At 41.7% G+C, this 17303-nt stretch carries 19 protein-coding genes; 6 read left to right on the top strand and 13 right to left on the bottom strand.

The annotated features are described in order from the left end of the window. The 3 genes from CDG60_RS13050 to CDG60_RS13040 all read left to right on the top strand — a co-directional run bounded on the left by CDG60_RS13050 (window position 1) and on the right by CDG60_RS13040 (window position 3394). Complete coding sequence (locus CDG60_RS13050; RefSeq protein WP_087511892.1) at window positions 1-801, top strand: DUF817 family protein; 801 nt, start codon at window positions 1-3, stop codon at window positions 799-801. A gap of 140 nt (window positions 802-941) precedes the next feature. After that, window positions 942-1412, top strand: a complete 471-nt coding sequence (locus CDG60_RS13045; RefSeq protein ID WP_087511891.1) for a DUF3015 family protein — start codon at window positions 942-944, stop codon at window positions 1410-1412. A gap of 95 nt (window positions 1413-1507) precedes the next feature. Then, the gene (locus tag CDG60_RS13040) at window positions 1508-3394 is read left to right on the top strand and encodes an Lnb N-terminal periplasmic domain-containing protein (protein ID WP_087511890.1); all 1887 of its coding nucleotides are present in this window, start codon (window positions 1508-1510) and stop codon (window positions 3392-3394) included. Between the two features lie 211 nt (window positions 3395-3605). On the opposite strand, the gene CDG60_RS13035 is transcribed toward CDG60_RS13040, so the two are convergent. From CDG60_RS13035 to CDG60_RS12995, 9 genes are all read right to left on the bottom strand, one after another. After that, window positions 3606-4313: a YoaK family protein gene (locus CDG60_RS13035; RefSeq protein ID WP_087511889.1), complete on the bottom strand. Its 708-nt coding sequence runs from the start codon at window positions 4311-4313 to the stop codon at window positions 3606-3608. A gap of 43 nt (window positions 4314-4356) precedes the next feature. Beyond that, complete coding sequence (locus CDG60_RS13030) at window positions 4357-5034, bottom strand: YoaK family protein (protein WP_087511888.1); 678 nt, start codon at window positions 5032-5034, stop codon at window positions 4357-4359. Between the two features lie 84 nt (window positions 5035-5118). Then, window positions 5119-5280 carry a DUF1427 family protein gene (locus CDG60_RS13025; RefSeq protein WP_087511887.1) on the bottom strand — a complete coding sequence of 54 codons (162 nt, stop codon included), beginning with the start codon at window positions 5278-5280 and terminating at the stop codon, window positions 5119-5121. Window positions 5281-5441: 161 nt separating this feature from the next. Continuing rightward, a complete protein-coding gene (locus CDG60_RS13020; RefSeq protein WP_087511886.1) occupies window positions 5442-7304 on the bottom strand; it encodes an amidohydrolase in 1863 nt (620 codons plus the stop codon). A gap of 70 nt (window positions 7305-7374) precedes the next feature. Further along, complete coding sequence (locus CDG60_RS13015; protein ID WP_087511885.1) at window positions 7375-8061, bottom strand: hydrolase; 687 nt, start codon at window positions 8059-8061, stop codon at window positions 7375-7377. 243 nt (window positions 8062-8304) lie between these two features. Then, window positions 8305-8676, bottom strand: coding sequence for a cupin domain-containing protein (locus CDG60_RS13010; protein WP_087511884.1), 372 nt, complete (start codon window positions 8674-8676; stop codon window positions 8305-8307). Window positions 8677-8740: 64 nt separating this feature from the next. Beyond that, window positions 8741-9289 (bottom strand): GTP cyclohydrolase I FolE, encoded by a 549-nt coding sequence (folE, locus tag CDG60_RS13005; RefSeq protein ID WP_171405512.1) that lies wholly within the window; start codon window positions 9287-9289, stop codon window positions 8741-8743. 128 nt (window positions 9290-9417) lie between these two features. Then, window positions 9418-10119, bottom strand: coding sequence for a Smr/MutS family protein (locus tag CDG60_RS13000; RefSeq protein ID WP_087511982.1), 702 nt, complete (start codon window positions 10117-10119; stop codon window positions 9418-9420). Further along, window positions 10116-10379 carry a hypothetical protein gene (locus CDG60_RS12995; protein WP_087511882.1) on the bottom strand — a complete coding sequence of 88 codons (264 nt, stop codon included), beginning with the start codon at window positions 10377-10379 and terminating at the stop codon, window positions 10116-10118. Before CDG60_RS12995 ends, CDG60_RS13000 begins: the two co-directional genes overlap by 4 nt. Window positions 10380-10436: 57 nt before the next feature. Between CDG60_RS12995 and CDG60_RS12990 the strand changes: the two genes are divergently transcribed. Then, the gene (locus tag CDG60_RS12990) at window positions 10437-10961 is read left to right on the top strand and encodes a hypothetical protein (protein WP_087511881.1); all 525 of its coding nucleotides are present in this window, start codon (window positions 10437-10439) and stop codon (window positions 10959-10961) included. Window positions 10962-11085: 124 nt separating this feature from the next. On the opposite strand, the gene trpC is transcribed toward CDG60_RS12990, so the two are convergent. From trpC to CDG60_RS18220, 4 genes are all read right to left on the bottom strand, one after another. Continuing rightward, a complete protein-coding gene (gene trpC, locus CDG60_RS12985) occupies window positions 11086-11895 on the bottom strand; it encodes an indole-3-glycerol phosphate synthase TrpC (protein ID WP_087511880.1) in 810 nt (269 codons plus the stop codon). Window positions 11896-11911: 16 nt separating this feature from the next. Beyond that, window positions 11912-12958: an anthranilate phosphoribosyltransferase gene (gene trpD / locus CDG60_RS12980; RefSeq protein ID WP_087511879.1), complete on the bottom strand. Its 1047-nt coding sequence runs from the start codon at window positions 12956-12958 to the stop codon at window positions 11912-11914. A 17-nt stretch (window positions 12959-12975) separates the two neighbouring features. Beyond that, entirely contained in the window at window positions 12976-13560 is a 585-nt protein-coding gene (locus tag CDG60_RS12975) for an anthranilate synthase component II (RefSeq protein WP_087511878.1), read from the bottom strand. Window positions 13561-14030: 470 nt separating this feature from the next. Beyond that, window positions 14031-14207 carry a hypothetical protein gene (locus CDG60_RS18220; protein WP_160117051.1) on the bottom strand — a complete coding sequence of 59 codons (177 nt, stop codon included), beginning with the start codon at window positions 14205-14207 and terminating at the stop codon, window positions 14031-14033. 1080 nt (window positions 14208-15287) lie between these two features. Between CDG60_RS18220 and glnA the strand changes: the two genes are divergently transcribed. Both glnA and CDG60_RS12965 read left to right on the top strand, forming a co-directional pair. After that, window positions 15288-16703, top strand: coding sequence for a type I glutamate--ammonia ligase (glnA, locus tag CDG60_RS12970; RefSeq protein WP_171405456.1), 1416 nt, complete (start codon window positions 15288-15290; stop codon window positions 16701-16703). A 163-nt stretch (window positions 16704-16866) separates the two neighbouring features. Beyond that, window positions 16867-17145, top strand: coding sequence for a hypothetical protein (locus tag CDG60_RS12965; RefSeq protein WP_087511876.1), 279 nt, complete (start codon window positions 16867-16869; stop codon window positions 17143-17145). Window positions 17146-17303 lie beyond the last annotated feature (158 nt).

The raw sequence follows: 17303 nt of genomic DNA, 5'->3' as shown, positions 1-17303 counted from the left end.
ATGACCTGGTTCGTTTCAATTTTTGAATTTTCCTATAAGGCAGCTTTTGCTGCCTTATTTGGTATTTTGTTGCTGATTGCTTTTGTGGTGACTGCACCCATGGGCAGTGATCCTGTTTATGGCTTTTTCCGTTATGACTTTCTGCTGTTCTATGCTCTGATTATTCAGGTCTGTCTGCTGTATCTGAAACTGGAGTCATGGGCTGAAGCTAAAGTTATTGCACTGTTTCATCTTATGGCAATGGTGATGGAAGTTTTTCTGACGCATCCTCAGATTGCTTCCTGGCAATATCCTCAGCCCGCCGTGTTTAAAATTATGACGGTGCCGTTATTTGCGGGATTTATGTATTCAGCAGTCGGCAGTTTTTTTGCCCGTTCACTGCGTCTGTATCACGTTTCATTTGAGAAACTGCCTGGTTTTGCCAATATGCTCTGCCTTGCAGTACTTTCTTATATGAATTTTATGAGTAAGTTTTTTATACCGGATTTCCGAAATCTACTTTTTCTGTGGAGCATCATTATTTTCTGGAAAACCCGCATCAGGTTTGAATTAAAACATCATCAGTTTGCATTACCTATGTTACCTGTCCTGATCCTGCTGGCATTTATTATCTGGGTTGCAGAAAATATCAGTACGTTCTATAAAATCTGGCTTTATCCAAGTCAGGTGGATGCCTGGCATATGGTTGGCTGGGGGAAACTGGGTTCCTGGTATTTACTTTTACTGCTGAGTCTGGTTTTAGTCTTAAAAATACTTGGAATACGCTCAGAGAATGGTCAATGGAAATTAAAAGACAAATAAATTCAGCTGTTTAATTTTAAATATGAATATCTGTAATAATTTGTTTTGCGTTCCTGTATTGATAACGCTACATTAAAAGCGTGTAATAATATTTACACAATGAAAAACTAGAAACACTGAAAAAAATTCTGGAGAAGTTTATGTTAAAGAAACTGGCATTGGCTGCTGTTTTGGCAGTAGGTTCTACAGCTGCATTTGCAGATAAAGATGTAGGTTGTGGTGTGGGTACACAGGTTTGGGCAGGACAGAAAGGTGTAATTCCTAAAATCCTTGCTGCAACAACAAACGGTATTTTTACTAACCAGCTGCTGGGTATTACTTTCGGTACTTTAGGTTGTGGTAAAGGTGGTACGGTTACTGCACAGGTTGTAACATTCACAAATGAAAACTCAGAATCACTTGCTCGTGATATGGCTGTAGGTCAGGGTGAAAGCCTGAATGTTCTTGCAGAACTGATGAGCATCAAATCTGAAGATAAAGCACGTTTCTTCGCTGTTTCTAAACAGAATTTCTCAGAAATCTATTCTGTTGAAAATCAGAACTCATTACAGGTTCTTGCAAGTCTTCAGACTGTAATGGCAAATGATGAAGTATTAAAAGCTTACGTTTAATTGTAAGTGAGAAAAACCCTGTCATACTGGCAGGGTTTTTCTTATTAAAAAATCCATATTCTATAAAGTCATAATAAAGAAAGCGCCAGAGCTGAATGAAATTTACCGCCTTGTTTTTTTCTCTGATCTCCATGACTGTTGCAGCAACTGAACACTCCTCTGAGAGTATTGTTCAGCACTATCAGCAGCAGGCACAGCATAAAAATCTTGAACAGGATATTACCTGGAAAAGGCTGATGTATCTGAATGATCGGGGAGAAAGTGATGTCAGTTATTCAGGTTATTTCCAGTCGAAAAATGGAAAGACCCAGCAAAAACAGGAATTAATGGCAAATATTGAAGAGCTGTTTGCACAGGCTTCACCTGATCAGTCTGTGCGCTGCAGATTTCCGGCAAGAAGCAACTGGTTGATCAGACAGCTCAGTATTCCTGCAGATAAACTGCCCGATGTAGCCTGTCCTGAGTTTGATCGCTGGATCGGTCAGATCAAACCGCATAAAGCGACCCTGATCTATGCAACAGACTTTATGGGCAATCCCAGCTCCATGTTTGGACATACCCTGTTAAGACTTGATCCTAAAGATCAGAAACAGTTAAATCTGGTGTCTTACGCTGTCAATTATGCAGCGACAGTCAATGGTAATGACAATTGGTCCTATGCCTGGAAAGGTCTGATAGGGCAGTACCCAGGGGAGTATTCCCTGATGCCGTATTACCGTAAGGTCAAAGAATATGGTGACTTTGAAAGCCGTGACCTGTGGGAATATGAGCTGAATCTGACTCCTGAAGAAACCCGTATGCTGGTGGAGCATATCTGGGAGATGCAGAAAGTCAGCTTTCCTTATTATTTTGTCAGTGATAACTGTGCTTATCGTTTACTCGGACTGATTGATCTGGTGCGTCCAGAACTGAATCTGAAAGATCAGTTCAGTGTCGCTGCAATCCCTGTGGAAACGCTCAAATCCATTGCTCAGCAGGATCTGGTTACAGAAACGGTCTATCGTCCTGCACTGGAAACACAGTTACTTTCTCAGGCAGCACAGCATGGGAAACGACTCGCCAAAGAAGCACATACAGTTGCCTATGCAGAACCAGGGAAGATGTCATCGCACCTGGAAAAATATACCTCCAGTGAGCAGGCAAAAATCCTTGAAATGGCTTATGACGATTTATATCTTAAATTTACCTCCAGACAGGTGGATGAAAGCTTTGCTCAGCCCCGGTTCAGGCAGTTGCTGGGTTTACGTAGTCGGATTGATATTGAAAAGCAGCGCAGCGCACCAGAGCAGCCAAAGACAAATCCGGTTCAGTCGCATCATGCCCGAAATTTTTCTGTTCAGGCAGGTGAAGTCCAGGGGGATAAATTCATTCAGCTTGGACACAGACAGACATATCATGATCTGAGAGATCCTCAGGGGGGCTTCAGAACAGGAACTCAGCTGATGTTCTGGGATGGTTCGGTGCAGTACCGTGACGACCGTTTGAAGCTGAATCATTTTGACTTTCTTTCGGTCAACTCCTATAACCCTGTGACACCATTTAAAACACCATTGAGCTGGGGCTTTAATCTGGGCTGGCAACAGGAAGCTGTTCACAAGGGCGTATTCAGTGAGAATGAACAGCATGGTGTGTTCAGTTTCAAAGCTCAGATGGGAAGCACACTGGCAACGCAGTCGCGTAAACATCTGTGTTATGCACAGATACAGAATTATGCTCAGGCAGGTAAGGCTCTTGATAATGGCTGGCGTGTCGGAATGGGACCAACGGCAGGTTGTCAGAATATATGGACGGATAAAGTGAACAGCTTGATTCAGGTGGAACTGCCTTACTGGGAAGATTCACATCAATGGAATCTACGGCTGAACAGCACGGTACAGTATTCTCTGAATCAGCAGAACTCCATCAGTCTGAACTGGGAGTATCAGCAGCAGAATGATCTGGACTGGATGAAATACGGTATTGGTTTTTATCACTATTTCTAAGTGATCGTTAATAAGGGGGTAAAAACACCCCTGAACCAGCATGTCATGAATCTATTCTCTGTCATTTGTTGTTGTTATTTATGCAAAATCCACGGGTATTTTTAGTCTGTATCAAACTGTGATGAATTAACTTTCACTCCAGATCCTGTGTCATTTACATCAGGATCTGATTTCTGTTTTAAATGATTATTATGAAAATAAAGAACAATACTTATTTTTCGGGTGTTTTAAAACGCTGCTGAGAAGCGAGGAATGCCAGATATAAAACTGGAATAATAAAGAATGCCACGCTCCAGAAATCCAGCTGTACATATAAATAAGCGCCTGCAAATGCACCGAATACAAAACCCAGCACGATGCTTAAACTTTTGATCAGTGCTTTTTTATGTTCAGCTGAACGGTGTCGCACATAATGTGATAAATCAATGCCCAGTTGAGTGGTGTTGCCTGTCATCATGGTGCTTGGACTGATGTGTTTAATCAGGGTTTTACTGGATGTATTACGTATCGCCAGTGCAATCAGTCCCAGTCCACCAGTGATGGCAACACCAATATTATCTGCATCTTTGAATGGTTCAAAAAACAGACCCGCTGCCATAAAAGCCGTTAAAAACAGAGCTTCAGCAATAAACAGATAAGTCAGAGTTTTATGTTTCGCTGAACTGTGGTCAATCAGAAATTTAGTGAGGGCAACCGTCATAATAAACAGTGGAATGGCTGCAAGTTTAATCCATATACCTGCACCGCCTTTGACCCATGCTGCGCCTGCCAGCACCAGGTTACCTGTGACATGAGCCGTAAAAAAACCGAATAAAGCAATAAAACCAATGGTATCAATAGCACCACCGACCACGGTCAGAATAATCGGGTCACGGCAGTCTTTCCAGAACGCTGGATTTTGTGATGAAGTTTCAGACATTTCTATTTCCTGATCATTTTAATATGAACACACAGCCTGACCATCAGGCTTTTTTATAATCTTCTTTTTTCAGATAAGCGAGTACGGTCAGTACGGGTGGAATAATAAATATCCACAGTAAAGCAAAGTGATAGACCAGTGCAGCAATGGCACAACCCAGCGCAAAACAGAACATGGTCGGTAAAATATTTTGAATACGGGCAGTAATCTGTACTTTTTTCTCTGTATCGGGTTTGCGGAGCAGATCTGCAACATCAAGCATGAGCTGGGTGGTTGAACCTGTCATGACGGTTGTCGGAGATTCTTTGACCCAGTGCAGCCGATGCATGGCATTCTGAATCGCCATCGCGCTGACCAGTAACATACCCACAATAAAACTGGGCCAGGTATCTGTTTGTGGGAACGGCAAATAAAAAACAGATAAAACAGCGGCAAGGCTGAACAGAATAATTTTGGAAATCAGCAGAAATTCATAAGAACTTTTATGAGCCTGAACAAGACGTAAATCAATCAATCGGGTCAGGAGCACCATCAGACAGAACATGGGCAAGGCAAACAGTTTGGCAAAGGCACCGGTTGGGCTGTCATTGACCAGTGCTGCTCCTAAAGTCACAAAGTTACCCGTCACATGTGCTGCAAAAAGTCCATGCATTGCAAGGAAACTTGCAGTATCTACATAGCCTGCATTGAAGCTTAAAATTTTGGTTAAATTGAAACGCATTGCTGGATAATCCGTGATGATGAGAGATGTTTTTATGGATTGCCTAAGGCAAAACAGGGTTGATCCGTTCTTTTTATTCAGTGCTTAAATCAGGTTTTTGATCCATGGAATAAGCTGTTCACCAACGACGATTCCCAGTAAACCGAGTAATGCGACCATGGGCGGAGCAGGAGATTTTACATTCAGCATTGAATATAAAATGCCGACAAGCAGTCCAACTGCCAGAGAAATCAGATATACCTTCATGATGTATCCTGGGAAAAATTAAATTTATTTCTGGTGGTTTCAGGGAAATCAGATGCACAATCTGTCATTTTCAGTTTTAAAACTTCATGCTGAGAGACTGTGCATTGATAAACATTCCATCTGAGCGCTACAGACCGTTCAGAAGGTTTTTGAACAGGGCATCAGAATGCAAAACATGAACAGCCCAGCGCACCCCAGAACGATTTTTTGTCTTTGACAGGGACGTCCATAAACCATGCATGACTGTGACCATGCATGCCACAGCTGTTTGAACATGCGCAGGACTCAGACTGCAACGGTTGTAAGGAGGGTGCATTGCGGTTTTCCGAACGACGCCAGTAGCCACCAAATTTTTTCACCGGTGACCAGTCGGGTGAAGCCGGTGGTAATGGAGGATCGTCCTGTTTAAACTCGGCACCTGCATAAACCACTTTTCCGCCCATGACAGTCAGTACAGATTCAATCCACTGAATATTTTCAGCTTCAACCTGGAAGTAGTCATCGGACAGGACAACCAGATCTGCATATTCGCCTGCAGTTAAAGCACCTTTCACATTTTGCTCACCTGAGAACCATGCAGAACCTTTGGTCCAGAGTTCCAGTGCAGTTTTACGGTCCAGAATATTCTTTTCATCAAACAGGCTTAAACCGCCCAGTGTTTTTCCTGTAGAGAGCCAGTACAGACATACCCATGGGTTATAGGAGGCTACACGGGTTGCATCAGTACCAGCCCCGACAGGAACTCCCAGTTCAAGCATTTTCTTTACAGGTGGTGTTGCAGCCGCAGCTTCCTGTCCATAACGCTGAACAAAGGTTTCCCCCTGGAAAGCCATACGGTGCTGAATAGCAATACCACCGCCCAATGCACCAATCCGTTCAATATTCCGTTCAGAAACTGTTTCTGCATGGTCAATAATAAAACGTGTTGCAAAGGGTTGTCTGGAGTTGACCCGCTCAAAAACATTCAGCATCCGGTCAATACTTTCATCATAGGTGGCATGAATACGGAAAGGCCATTTTTTCTCTGCCAGTAATTCCACGATGCTTTCCAGTTCACTTTCCATATTTTCAGGCAGGACAGGGCGTGGTTCGACAAAGTTTTCAAAATCACCTGCAGACCAGGTCAGGTTTTCACCTGCACCATTGACCTGTAACAATGAATCTCCATCTCCAGGAAATGTCATATCTGTCCATTTCTGATAATCCTGCAGTTCTGAACCAGCTTTCTGGGCAAACAGGTTGTAGGCAATACGCACAGTCATCTGATCATTTTTATGTAGTTCATTGATTACGGCATAATCATCGGGATAATTCTGTCCACCACCTCCTGCATCAATCGCAGAGGTAATGCCTAAACGGTTCAGTTCACGCATGAAATGGCGGGTGGAATTGACCTGATCTTCCACGGGCAAAGTTGGTGCTTTGCCTAAGGTGGAGTACAGAATCATGGCAGATGGCGTAGCAAGCAGTAAGCCTGTCGGTTCACCTTTTTCATCGCGCTGAATTTTTCCACCTGGTGGATCTGGGGTGTCTTTGTTGAAGCCCAGTACATTCAGTGCGGCACGGTTCAGCATGGCACGGGCATACAGGTGTAAAACAAATACAGGGGTATCAGGAGCTGCTTTATTCAGCTCTTCGAGTGTAGGTAAGCGTCGCTCAATAAACTGAAACTCTGACCAGCCACCGACCACACGAACCCATTGAGGAGCAGGGGTGTTATCTGCCTGTTCTTTCAGTAATCTGAGTGCATCTGCGACAGAGGGAACACCTTCCCAGCGCAGTTCCATGTTGTAATTCAAGCCACCACGGATAATGTGCAGGTGACTGTCATTCAGACCTGGAATGACCCGACGGCCATTCAGATCAATAATTTTTGTGTCTCGATCTGCCAGTTTTAAAATGTCCTGGTTGTCACCCACCTGAAAGATTTTTCCGTCACTGATGGCAAGTGCTTCCACTTCAGGGTGCTGTCGATCAAGCGTTGTAATTTTTCCGTTTTTATATATGACCTGTATTGCAGACATGACAATTTCCTTTTATGACAATGGTTGTACATCAAGAAAAAAGAAGGCGTATCAAAGTACGCCCTGATTGTTATTTTGCTGGAACTGGTGCAACAGTTTCATGCTGGGACTGAGTGCGCTGAGGTGCTTTATGTACCATAGTGTATGCATAGTCCACACCCATACCGTATGCGCCAGAGTGTTCACGGACGATGTCCATTACCGCGTCATAGCTGTCGCGTTTAGCCCAGTCACGTTGCCATTCGAGCAGCACCTGCTGCCAGGTGACAGGAATGACACCTGCCTGAATCATGCGCTGCATGGCATAGTCATGTGCTTCTTTGGTTGTGCCACCTGAAGCATCTGCAACCATATAAATTTCATAGTCTGTGTCGTGCAGGGCACTCAGAGCAAAAGTTAAATTACACACTTCAGTCCATAGACCTGAAACAATAATTTTTTTGCGTTGATTTTTTGCCAGTGAATCACGGACTTTCTGATCATCCCATGAGTTCATGGAAGTACGTTCAAGCAGTGGCAGGTCTGGAAATACATCGAGCAGTTCAGGATAGGTATGACCTGAAAAACTGTCTGTTTCTACCGTTGTGATTGTGGTTGGAATATTAAAAACTTTAGCTGCTTTAGCCAGTCCAACGGTATTGTTTTTTAATACCTGACGGTCGATGGACTGTACGCCAAAAGCCATCTGTGGCTGATGATCAATAAAAATAATCTGTGAGTTTTCTGGTGTTAAAACCTGTAAAATTGATTTATTCATTTTAAACCTCGGATCGCTGTTCGATAATCATTCTGTTGTAATCAAGAATAGCGGAAAGAAAAAATGAAATAAGTGTGATTAATATGACGCTTCTTATTATTTTTGAAACGCCGTAGATATTTTTTGACTGGTGTTGGATTAATGTCTGTTTTTATTTAATTATTTAAAAATGCAGCTTAAACCAAAAGCTGAAAAATGAGTGAGATCTGAATCATTACCCATTGCTGTAATGATTGCATCTGGTTATTCAGCTGCAGGGACTTCAACCACAACGAAGCATTTTTTAACCGCTTCAAGCACTTCAAATGTGCCTTTGAATGCGGGCGGAATGATGCCTGCTTCACCTGCTTTGACTTCTATAAATGAATCATTCTCAGCATTGTGAATGCGTACAATACCTTCAATGATATTGAAAAATTCCTGTTTATTGTCGGCAAATACAATATTCCATGCGCCGACTTCACATTGCCAGATACCACAGTTCATATTGGGATGTTCATACAGACTCGTGGTTAAGCGTTTAGGATTACCTTTCACTAAACGGTCAGGACGAGGGTAATCTACGGTTGTTTCACTGCTTGTTAAGCCTTGACCGGCAAGCCAGAGATCAGACATTTTAAAATCCCTATATAAACAAAAGCCCCAATAAAATTGAGGCCTGGAAAAATACATTTAAAACTTAGTGTGCTTCAGGCACAGCCATGAGGAATTCACGACGGTCTTCTTTATTGGTTTTAAAATCACCGATAAAAGACACTGTACGGGTTGTGGATTCCTGTTTGCTGACACCACGCATCATCATACACATGTGAGCAGAGTCAATCACAACAGCAACACCACGTGCCTGAGTTACTTCAGCAACGGCTTCAGCAATCTGCTGTGTCAGCTGTTCCTGAATCTGTAGACGACGGGCAAACATTTCAGTGATGCGGGCAAATTTAGATAAGCCTAAGACATTGCCTTCCGGCAGATAGGCAATATGGACACGACCATGAAACGGCAGTAAATGATGCTCACACAGCGAATAAAATTCGATGTTTTTGACCAGTACCATTTCATGGTTATTGGAAGGGAAGACTGCATTATTGGTCACTTCTTCCAGTGTTTTGCTATAGCCAGACGTCAAGTACGAAAAAGCTTTAGCCGCACGCATAGGCGTATCTTTCAGACCAGGACGATCCAGGTCCTCGCCAACGGCAGTTAAAATATTTGCGTAGGATTGCTGCATAGACATAAAACGTGTTCACTTTATACGGGTTGAACAAGGACGGCATTGTAGCAGAAAAAAAGCTGATTTTTGCTAATCATAAGATAAACCGTCACTTAGGAGGGGTATTTCCCAGTTAAAATCAAGGGTTATGATGTGGTGTTAAATTTAGGGTTTTTCTCAGCACGTTTCAGCAGGACTAAAACTGCGCCCGTTCCACCCTGTTTTTCAGGTGCGCTGACAAATGCCAGTACATCACGATGCTGACGAAGCCAGCCATTGACATAGGTTTTGAGAATGGCTTCAGGACCTTTGCCATGCACAATCTTGATGACATTCTGGTTTTCTGCTTTAGCAATCTGAATAATCTGTAACACCGCAGAACGCGCTTCTTCAACAGTACAGCCATGTAAATCCACTGCCTCAAACCAGCGAAGATTTCCTGCTTTCAGATCTTCAAAAACTTTGTGCTGTAAGGTGGCAATACGATAGCTCAATGTTGCCTGACTTGCGACTGGATTTAATACAGCCTGTGTATCTGATAATTCTGCATCATCAGTTTCAAATGCACCTTCTGCAGCAGCACGTTTTGCTAATATTTTTGCATCGGGTTTTTTACGCACATCTGTACGTTCGATTTTAGCAATATTGCTGTTGTCGATTTTCTTTACACCACCTAAAGCTGTTTTAAATAAATCAGCATCACTGATTTCTTCAGGTGCAACTTCCTGCACTTTCTTCTGTTCATGTTGTGACGCCACTTTAGAAGAATGTGGATGGGTGATTTGTTTTTTGAACTGTTTTAATAAATCGAGCTGTGATTTAGAGAAGGGTGAATCTGAATTACTCATAATTGCAAAAAAACAGTAAATGACCATATTTGCTGTGAATTATAGTCTGATTTCATTGAAATTTGAACCGAAATACATAGCGCTAACCATTCACGGACTACTTTCAGGTCAGCATACAGAGACAATTGTTGAGCTTCGTCATGATCTGAAACGGCTCTGTTTTTCATGCCAGAAGTACTTTCAGAGGCAGCCTGGTCAGAGTGACTGAGCTGTACAGTGATGTTGGATGCAGATGACATACCTGTTTGATTTACAAACATGAAAATTATAGTGTTATAATTAATATTTATATTTTACAGATACTTAATTAAATATTAATGAAAACTGAACTGATTGTTTTAGCGATAGGTATAACGGTTAATACGGCAACTTTTGCAGAGGGGTTTAACTGGGGGAAGGTGAAAGAGGGTTTAACAACCTATGTACTGAATCCTGTTCTTTTACCCAATAACCCTGAACTGGTACGTGGCAAGGTTATTGGGGAAGATGCCAATGCTGCACCGGAAATCAACAGTAAGATGACATCCAGACAGATTACATTTGCCATCAGTTATTATGAAAAGCTTTTTGATCAGAAAGTGTCAGAGTTTGTTCAGGCAAACCGGGATGATCTGGATCTGAGCCGAAAGATTAAAATATTATGTGAAGCTGAAAGTGCCGCGATCAATGTGATGCAGGTTCATATGTCGAATGGAGGAAGGAAAGATTTACCAGCTGCTGCTCTAAAGCTGATGTCAGAAAAAGATAAGTATTACAACGAGCAGCGAAGAGAAATGGTGTATGAGCAAAGACGTGTGAATGGTTCCAATGTGAACTGTTTTGATTATTTTCCATATAAATAAAAATAAGGTATATCTCTGTTTCCTGGTTATTTCAGGACATGGCTGTTTATTTAAGCTGAAAATTTTTAAAATAAAAAAAGCTCAGGATGTGTTCAGCCTGAGCTTTTTGATTGATGGAGCTGATTTATTTTACAGTTTCAGGCACACCAAACAATTCAGTAAACGCATGATCAGGGCGAGGCTGTTTCATAAAACTTTCACCAACCAGGAAAGCGTGAATATCATGTTCCTGCATCCTGCGTACATCATCAGGCGTTGCGATGCCACTTTCCGTGATCAGTAAGCGTGATGGATCAAGTAACTTTTTCAAACGGAATGATGTATCCAGATCAACATCAAAAGTTTTTAAGTTACGATTATTCACACCCAGCAAACACCGCTCAGAAAGGCGTAAAGCACGTTCAAGCTCATCTTCATCATGCACTTCTACAAGTACATCCAGATTTTGCTCAAAAGCAGTTTTCGACATTTCTTCAAGCTGCTGATCTGACAGGCAGGACACAATCAGTAAAATACAGTCTGCATGCAATGCACGCGCCTCAATGACCCCATAAGGATCAATCAGGAAGTCTTTACGCAAAGCAGGCAAGCTGCAGTGACTGCGTGCAATCTGAATGTTTTCATCTGCACCCTGGAAGAAATCAGTATCTGTCAAAACGGATAAACATGCAGCACCTGCCTGTTCATACTGTTCTGCAATTTCAGCAGGATTGAAGTTTTCACGAATGATGCCTTTCGAAGGAGATGCTTTTTTAATTTCAGCAATCACACCTGGGCGTTTACTTTGTAAAGACTGTGCAAAACCACGGACAGGCGTTGCAGCCTGAGCAAGTTCCTCAATATCTTTCAAACTGCGTTGCTTTAAACGTACAGCAAATTCTTCGTATTTACGGTCTACAATTTTACCTAAAATGGTATTGGCAATATCCACCATGATTTTTCCTTAATTCTTATGCTTCATACTGTTTCAGTGTTTTTGTGAACTCTGCCAGAACACCCATTTTTTCTAAAGCCTGTCCGCCATAGATAATGTCATGTGCCAGTGCCACACCCTGTTTATAGCTGTTGGTCAACCCAGAAACATAGATGCCTGCGCCTGCATTTAGGGCAATCATGTTGGCAGCTTTTTCACCTTTGGCAGATTTTTTCTTGCCTAAAGCATCCTGGATCAAAGCCAGGCTCTCAGCAGCGCTGTCTACAGACAGACCGGTCAATGTCTGAGATTCAATATCCACATCTTCGGGTTGAATCGTCCATTCAGTCACTTCACCATTTTTCAGCTCTGCAACATAGGTTGCAGAAGCCAGGCTGATTTCATCCAGTCCATCTCTGGAATGAACCACCATGACGTGTTCAGCCCCTAACTGTTTCAGAACTTCTGCCATCGGTCGGCATAATTCACTGGAAAACACACCAATCACAAAACGACGCACTCCAGCCGGATTCGTAAGCGGGCCAAGTAAGTTGAAAATGCTGCGGAAACCTAATTCTTTACGGGGACCTGCAGCATATTTCATCGCTTTATGATGATTCGGTGCAAATAGGAAGCCAACGCCCATTTCACGGATACAGCGTTCAGTCTGTTGCATATTCAGATCCAGGTTAATGCCAGCCTGCTCAAGCAGATCAGAAGAACCTGATTTTGAAGAAACGCCACGGTTACCATGTTTGGCAATGGTTGCACCCGCAGCTGCAATCACAAAAGAAGATGCTGTTGATACATTAAATAAGTTCTGACCGTCACCGCCAGTGCCCACAATATCAATCAGATGAGGAATATCACTGACATCAATCTTAATGGCAAATTCGCGCATTACACGCGCAGCAGCTGTGATCTCATCAATACTTTCACCTTTCAGGCGGAGTCCCATCATAAATGCACCAATCTGGGCATCTGTTGCTTCACCGCTCATGATGATGCGCATGACATCTTCCATTTGCGGCTGGGTCAGTTCAATGTTTTTAGTAATATTGTTTAACGCTTGTAAAATATCCATCAGTTTCACTGTGCCTGTTATGCGTAAATATCAAGAAAGTTTTTAAAGATCTGGTGACCGTGCTGGCTTAAAATGGATTCAGGATGAAACTGCACACCTTCAACAGGCAGTGTCTTATGCTTTACACCCATAATTTCTTCCATAGAGCCATCAGCTTCATTGGTCCAGCAGGTGACTTCAAGGCATTCGGGAACAGTCGCCTGATCAATCACTAAAGAATGATAGCGCGTTGCTGAAAACGGAGAAGGTAGATTGCTGAATATGCCTTTATCACTATGATACATATCAGATAAACGACCATGCATCACAGTTCTGGCACGTACAATGTTGCCACCAAAGGCCTGACCAATTGCCTGATGTCCAAGGCAGACACCCAGCAGTGGAATTTTTCCTGCAAAATGCTGAATGGCAGGAATTGAAATTCCCGCTTCAGACGGAGAGCAGGGACCAGGCCCAATCACTAAATACTTAGGTTGCCATCGTTCAATATCTTCCAGAGTCACGGCATCATTACGGACAACTTTTACTTCCTGATTTAACTCGCCAAAATACTGGACGATGTTATAGGTAAAAGAGTCATAATTGTCGATCATGAGAAGCATACTTAGCATATCCCTTAGAAATTTATACATTTATTTTGTTTGTGGGTTTCAGTACCCGTGTCGTATCCATGCAGGATGGAATGCCGGACAGGAACAAAATAAAAAGCCTGCCAGGTGCAGGCTACTTTATCAGAGTTTGTAACGCTTGTGATCACTTCATTGACATAACTGTTTAATCACTCCCTGTACTTGTATTTATAGCTTCAGTGACTTCAGCCTGTTTTACGGGCATGCCATAAACAACTGGAGTGAAATATCATTTTTTAATATGACTGTTTGATTAAGCGATGTATGTATTGACTGAATATGCGAGGCGAGCTGGAATATACTGATGATGTTCAGGATAGTTGATACAGTGAAAATATAATATTCATAAATAAATATTTGAGAATGGTGGTGGAGTCTTCAGCTGAATATTGAAAAGGTATTTCAACTTGAATGAAATACCTTTATTTTAATGATCAGATGTTTTAAGCATCAGATTTTTTTTGTTCGCTGTTGCTGTTTTTTGAATTTTCAACAGTCATATTCTGTGGTTCAGATGTAAAATCAAAACTTGGAATAATAGGCATTGCTAATGCTGAAACAGATGTGAATGGAGATAGTATAACTAAAATTGCGAGTAATTTGCTTTTTGAACCGAACATAATATTGCCTTAAAATTTAATAAAAAATATAAAAATCAGTAATTTGACTGTTGTTAAATTTAATAATAATCAGGATTTTTTTAATATCCCTGAAATTTGGTATTTGGAGGTTTTTGTGTAGTTATTAAGTCCAGTGTGAAATATATTGACATGTATAATTTCTTGTTCTTTTAATTTTAAAATGATTATTATTAATTAATTATCTTGGTGAGAATTTGGATTTTATGTGATCAGAAGTTGTAGTAAAGGAATATTTTTATGAGTTTAAAAATATTCTGAATCACGGTTTATTATTTAATAAAATATAATAAAGAATAGTATATTGATGATTTTTTGACTGAAGGCTTTGTGGGATGTTCAGTATTAAAATGATCTGATGGTTAAGTGGACAGAAGTTGAATATGAGACTTTCAGTTCTGATCCATTTTCATCATTGCTGATAAGGGTAGTATTTTTAACAACCAACTCACAGTGTAAATATCAGTGCTTTGTTGAACCTGTCGTTGCTTTCTGAATGATTTGACAGCATGACTGCTTTCATCCCATGAGTAACTGGGCTGTGTATCTCGTTAGCGATTCAATAATCTCAGGGAAACAACGGTATTCATATTGTGAAGAAGAAGGGCACACAATAAAAATTTTATGCCTGGTTGAATAAACAGAAGGACCAGATCAATCAGGATGATCGCTTATTCTTCAGAGCTGTAATAAGTGTTTAACAAGTGAACAGTGGCACCAGGATTATTATGGTGCATTTTTATGCGGGGTGGTGGAGAAAGTCATTTTAAAGGCTTTTCCTTTACGGAAATACATCAGAAAGACACTCACAGACAAAGGGTATTGCACCAAATTGGTTCACTATATAGGGCATTTCCAATAAAAGTGAAAGAGAGTGTCTGAATATGGTGCATTTGCTATAGCACTCAGTATAATAGTACTAAAGAAAGGTAGACGAGTTGATGTTTCTGTATGAAAAATCAACATTTTAGCTTTGTTTTTAAAAGTTGGTACGGGAATTGCTTAATCACTACCAACTACTAACACGCACTTCGCGAGTGCAACAAAAAAACATCGGAGCAAATGAGCATGGCCAACAAAGTCCTTCAACTCATACAGGAAAGTGGCGCAAAATGGGTCGATTTTCGCTTTACTGACACTAAGGGTAAAGAGCAGCACGTAACTTACCCGGCGGACAGTATTGATGAAGATACTTTTGAAGACGGAAAAATGTTTGACGGTTCTTCAATTGCAGGCTGGAAAGGCATTGAAGCATCTGACATGATTTTACGTCCAGATGCTGAAACAGGTTTCATCGACCCGTTCTTTGCTGAACCTACAGTTGTTGTGACTTGTGATGTGATCGAACCATCAACAGGTCAGGGTTATGAACGTGACCCACGCTCTATTGCTCGCCGCGCAGAAGAATACCTGAAATCTACAGGTATCGGTGATACTGCATTCTTCGGTCCTGAACCAGAATTCTTCGTATTTGACGAAGTTAAATGGGACATCGACATGTCTGGCGCTCGCCATACACTGATCGCTGAAGAAGCTGCATGGTCAACTGGTAAAGACTACGAAGCAGGTAACTCGGGTCACCGTCCACGCGTTAAAGGCGGTTATTTCCCAGTACCACCAGTTGATTCTTCTCAGGATATGCGTGCAGATATGTGTGCAAAAATTGAAGATATCATGGGTCCTGGTCGTGTAGAAGTACATCACCACGAAGTTGCATCATGTCAGCTTGAAATTGGTGTGAGCTTCAACACGATGGTTCGTAAAGCGGACGAAGTACAGCAGTTCAAATATGCAGTATGGAACGTTGCGCACCAGTATGCGAAAACTGCAACCTTTATGCCTAAACCAATGGTTGGCGATAACGGTTCTGGTATGCACGTTCATATGTCTATCTCTAAAGATGGCAAGAACCTGTTTGCTGGTGATGAATATGCAGGTCTGTCAGAAATGGCACTGTACTTCATTGGCGGTGTGATCAAACACGCTCGTTCATTGAACGCAATTACTAACCCTTCTACAAACTCGTACAAGCGTTTAGTTCCGCATTTCGAAGCACCGATCATGCTTGCTTACTCAGCACGTAACCGTTCTGCTTCCATCCGTATTCCTTACGTTTCAAGCCCTAAAGGCAAGCGTATTGAAGCACGTTTCCCTGATCCAATGATGAACCCGTACTTAGGTTTTGCTGCATTGCTGATGGCTGGTCTTGATGGTATCCAGAACAAGATCCACCCAGGTGAAGCTGCAGACAAAAACCTGTACGATCTTCCTCCTGAAGAAGAAGCAAAAATCCCGACTGTTGCACACAGCCTGGATATGGCGCTTGAAGCACTTGCAGCGGATCATGACTACCTGCTTAAAGGTGGCGTATTTACTAAAGATATGCTCGATGCGTACATTGAACTTAAAACTGAAGAAGTGCGTCGTCTGAACACGACTACTCACCCAGTTGAGTTTGACATGTACTACAGCCTGTAATTCTTTTTAGAATATAAGCTTGAAAGCCCGCTGAATGCGGGCTTTTTTGTTGCTGATCATTGTGTAATACATGGTGAAATATAGTTCTGGATAACAGTCATTATGCGGTTCTGTTTTTGTATTATGTACAGATAGAGTAGCATGAGTTTAAGATCGGAGAAATATGTCAAAACCACGCAAAAAACATACGGGCTTTTTCCCCTGGATTGATGCTCAGGATCAGAGTAAAGGATTTAAACTGAACTTTTCGGAAGTGACTTATATGGAGCTGGGTCGGACTATTGAGGGTTATAAACAGGCGCAGTTTATTGCCTTAAAAAATCCTGAGCTGGCACTGGATTTTGACTATCCTGAAATTTTTTATATCAGTGCAGAAGGTCTGATTTTAATTAAAACACCTCAGGGTAAATTTGAAACTGTAGCGAAAACAGACAATGCTTAAATGCATCTCAGAGACTGAAATTTAATAAAACAGGTTTATTATGCTAAATGCTGATAAATAAAGTTGTGAGATGCCTGAAGGGCTGCTCAGCTTATTGTAAAAGAAGATCTTTTTAGATTTAAATGGTTGTGGATTAAGATTTTCTGATTATTCAGTAC

Origin of the sequence: Acinetobacter chinensis, from assembly GCF_002165375.2 — a bacterium.
In the GTDB taxonomy this organism is placed as follows: domain Bacteria; phylum Pseudomonadota; class Gammaproteobacteria; order Pseudomonadales; family Moraxellaceae; genus Acinetobacter; species Acinetobacter chinensis.
The sequence above is the reverse complement of the archived record's forward strand: the minus strand, read 5'-3'. Positions and strand labels throughout refer to the sequence as shown.

Excerpts from the sequence above, each read along its gene's own strand:
- CDG60_RS13050 (WP_087511892.1), top strand. The coding sequence starts at position 1 with ATGACCTGGTTCGTTTCAATTTTTGAATTTTCCTATAAGGCAGCTTTT.
- CDG60_RS13045 (WP_087511891.1), top strand. The coding sequence starts at position 942 with ATGTTAAAGAAACTGGCATTGGCTGCTGTTTTGGCAGTAGGTTCTACA.
- CDG60_RS13040 (WP_087511890.1), top strand. The coding sequence starts at position 1,508 with ATGAAATTTACCGCCTTGTTTTTTTCTCTGATCTCCATGACTGTTGCA.
- CDG60_RS13035 (WP_087511889.1), bottom strand. The coding sequence starts at position 4,313 with ATGTCTGAAACTTCATCACAAAATCCAGCGTTCTGGAAAGACTGCCGT.
- CDG60_RS13030 (WP_087511888.1), bottom strand. The coding sequence starts at position 5,034 with ATGCGTTTCAATTTAACCAAAATTTTAAGCTTCAATGCAGGCTATGTA.
- CDG60_RS13025 (WP_087511887.1), bottom strand. The coding sequence starts at position 5,280 with ATGAAGGTATATCTGATTTCTCTGGCAGTTGGACTGCTTGTCGGCATT.
- CDG60_RS13020 (WP_087511886.1), bottom strand. The coding sequence starts at position 7,304 with ATGTCTGCAATACAGGTCATATATAAAAACGGAAAAATTACAACGCTT.
- CDG60_RS13015 (WP_087511885.1), bottom strand. The coding sequence starts at position 8,061 with ATGAATAAATCAATTTTACAGGTTTTAACACCAGAAAACTCACAGATT.
- CDG60_RS13010 (WP_087511884.1), bottom strand. The coding sequence starts at position 8,676 with ATGTCTGATCTCTGGCTTGCCGGTCAAGGCTTAACAAGCAGTGAAACA.
- folE (WP_171405512.1), bottom strand. The coding sequence starts at position 9,289 with ATGCAGCAATCCTACGCAAATATTTTAACTGCCGTTGGCGAGGACCTG.
- CDG60_RS13000 (WP_087511982.1), bottom strand. The coding sequence starts at position 10,119 with ATGAGTAATTCAGATTCACCCTTCTCTAAATCACAGCTCGATTTATTA.
- CDG60_RS12995 (WP_087511882.1), bottom strand. The coding sequence starts at position 10,379 with ATGTTTGTAAATCAAACAGGTATGTCATCTGCATCCAACATCACTGTA.
- CDG60_RS12990 (WP_087511881.1), top strand. The coding sequence starts at position 10,437 with ATGAAAACTGAACTGATTGTTTTAGCGATAGGTATAACGGTTAATACG.
- trpC (WP_087511880.1), bottom strand. The coding sequence starts at position 11,895 with ATGGTGGATATTGCCAATACCATTTTAGGTAAAATTGTAGACCGTAAA.
- trpD (WP_087511879.1), bottom strand. The coding sequence starts at position 12,958 with ATGGATATTTTACAAGCGTTAAACAATATTACTAAAAACATTGAACTG.
- CDG60_RS12975 (WP_087511878.1), bottom strand. The coding sequence starts at position 13,560 with ATGCTTCTCATGATCGACAATTATGACTCTTTTACCTATAACATCGTC.
- CDG60_RS18220 (WP_160117051.1), bottom strand. The coding sequence starts at position 14,207 with ATGTTCGGTTCAAAAAGCAAATTACTCGCAATTTTAGTTATACTATCT.
- glnA (WP_171405456.1), top strand. The coding sequence starts at position 15,288 with ATGAGCATGGCCAACAAAGTCCTTCAACTCATACAGGAAAGTGGCGCA.
- CDG60_RS12965 (WP_087511876.1), top strand. The coding sequence starts at position 16,867 with ATGTCAAAACCACGCAAAAAACATACGGGCTTTTTCCCCTGGATTGAT.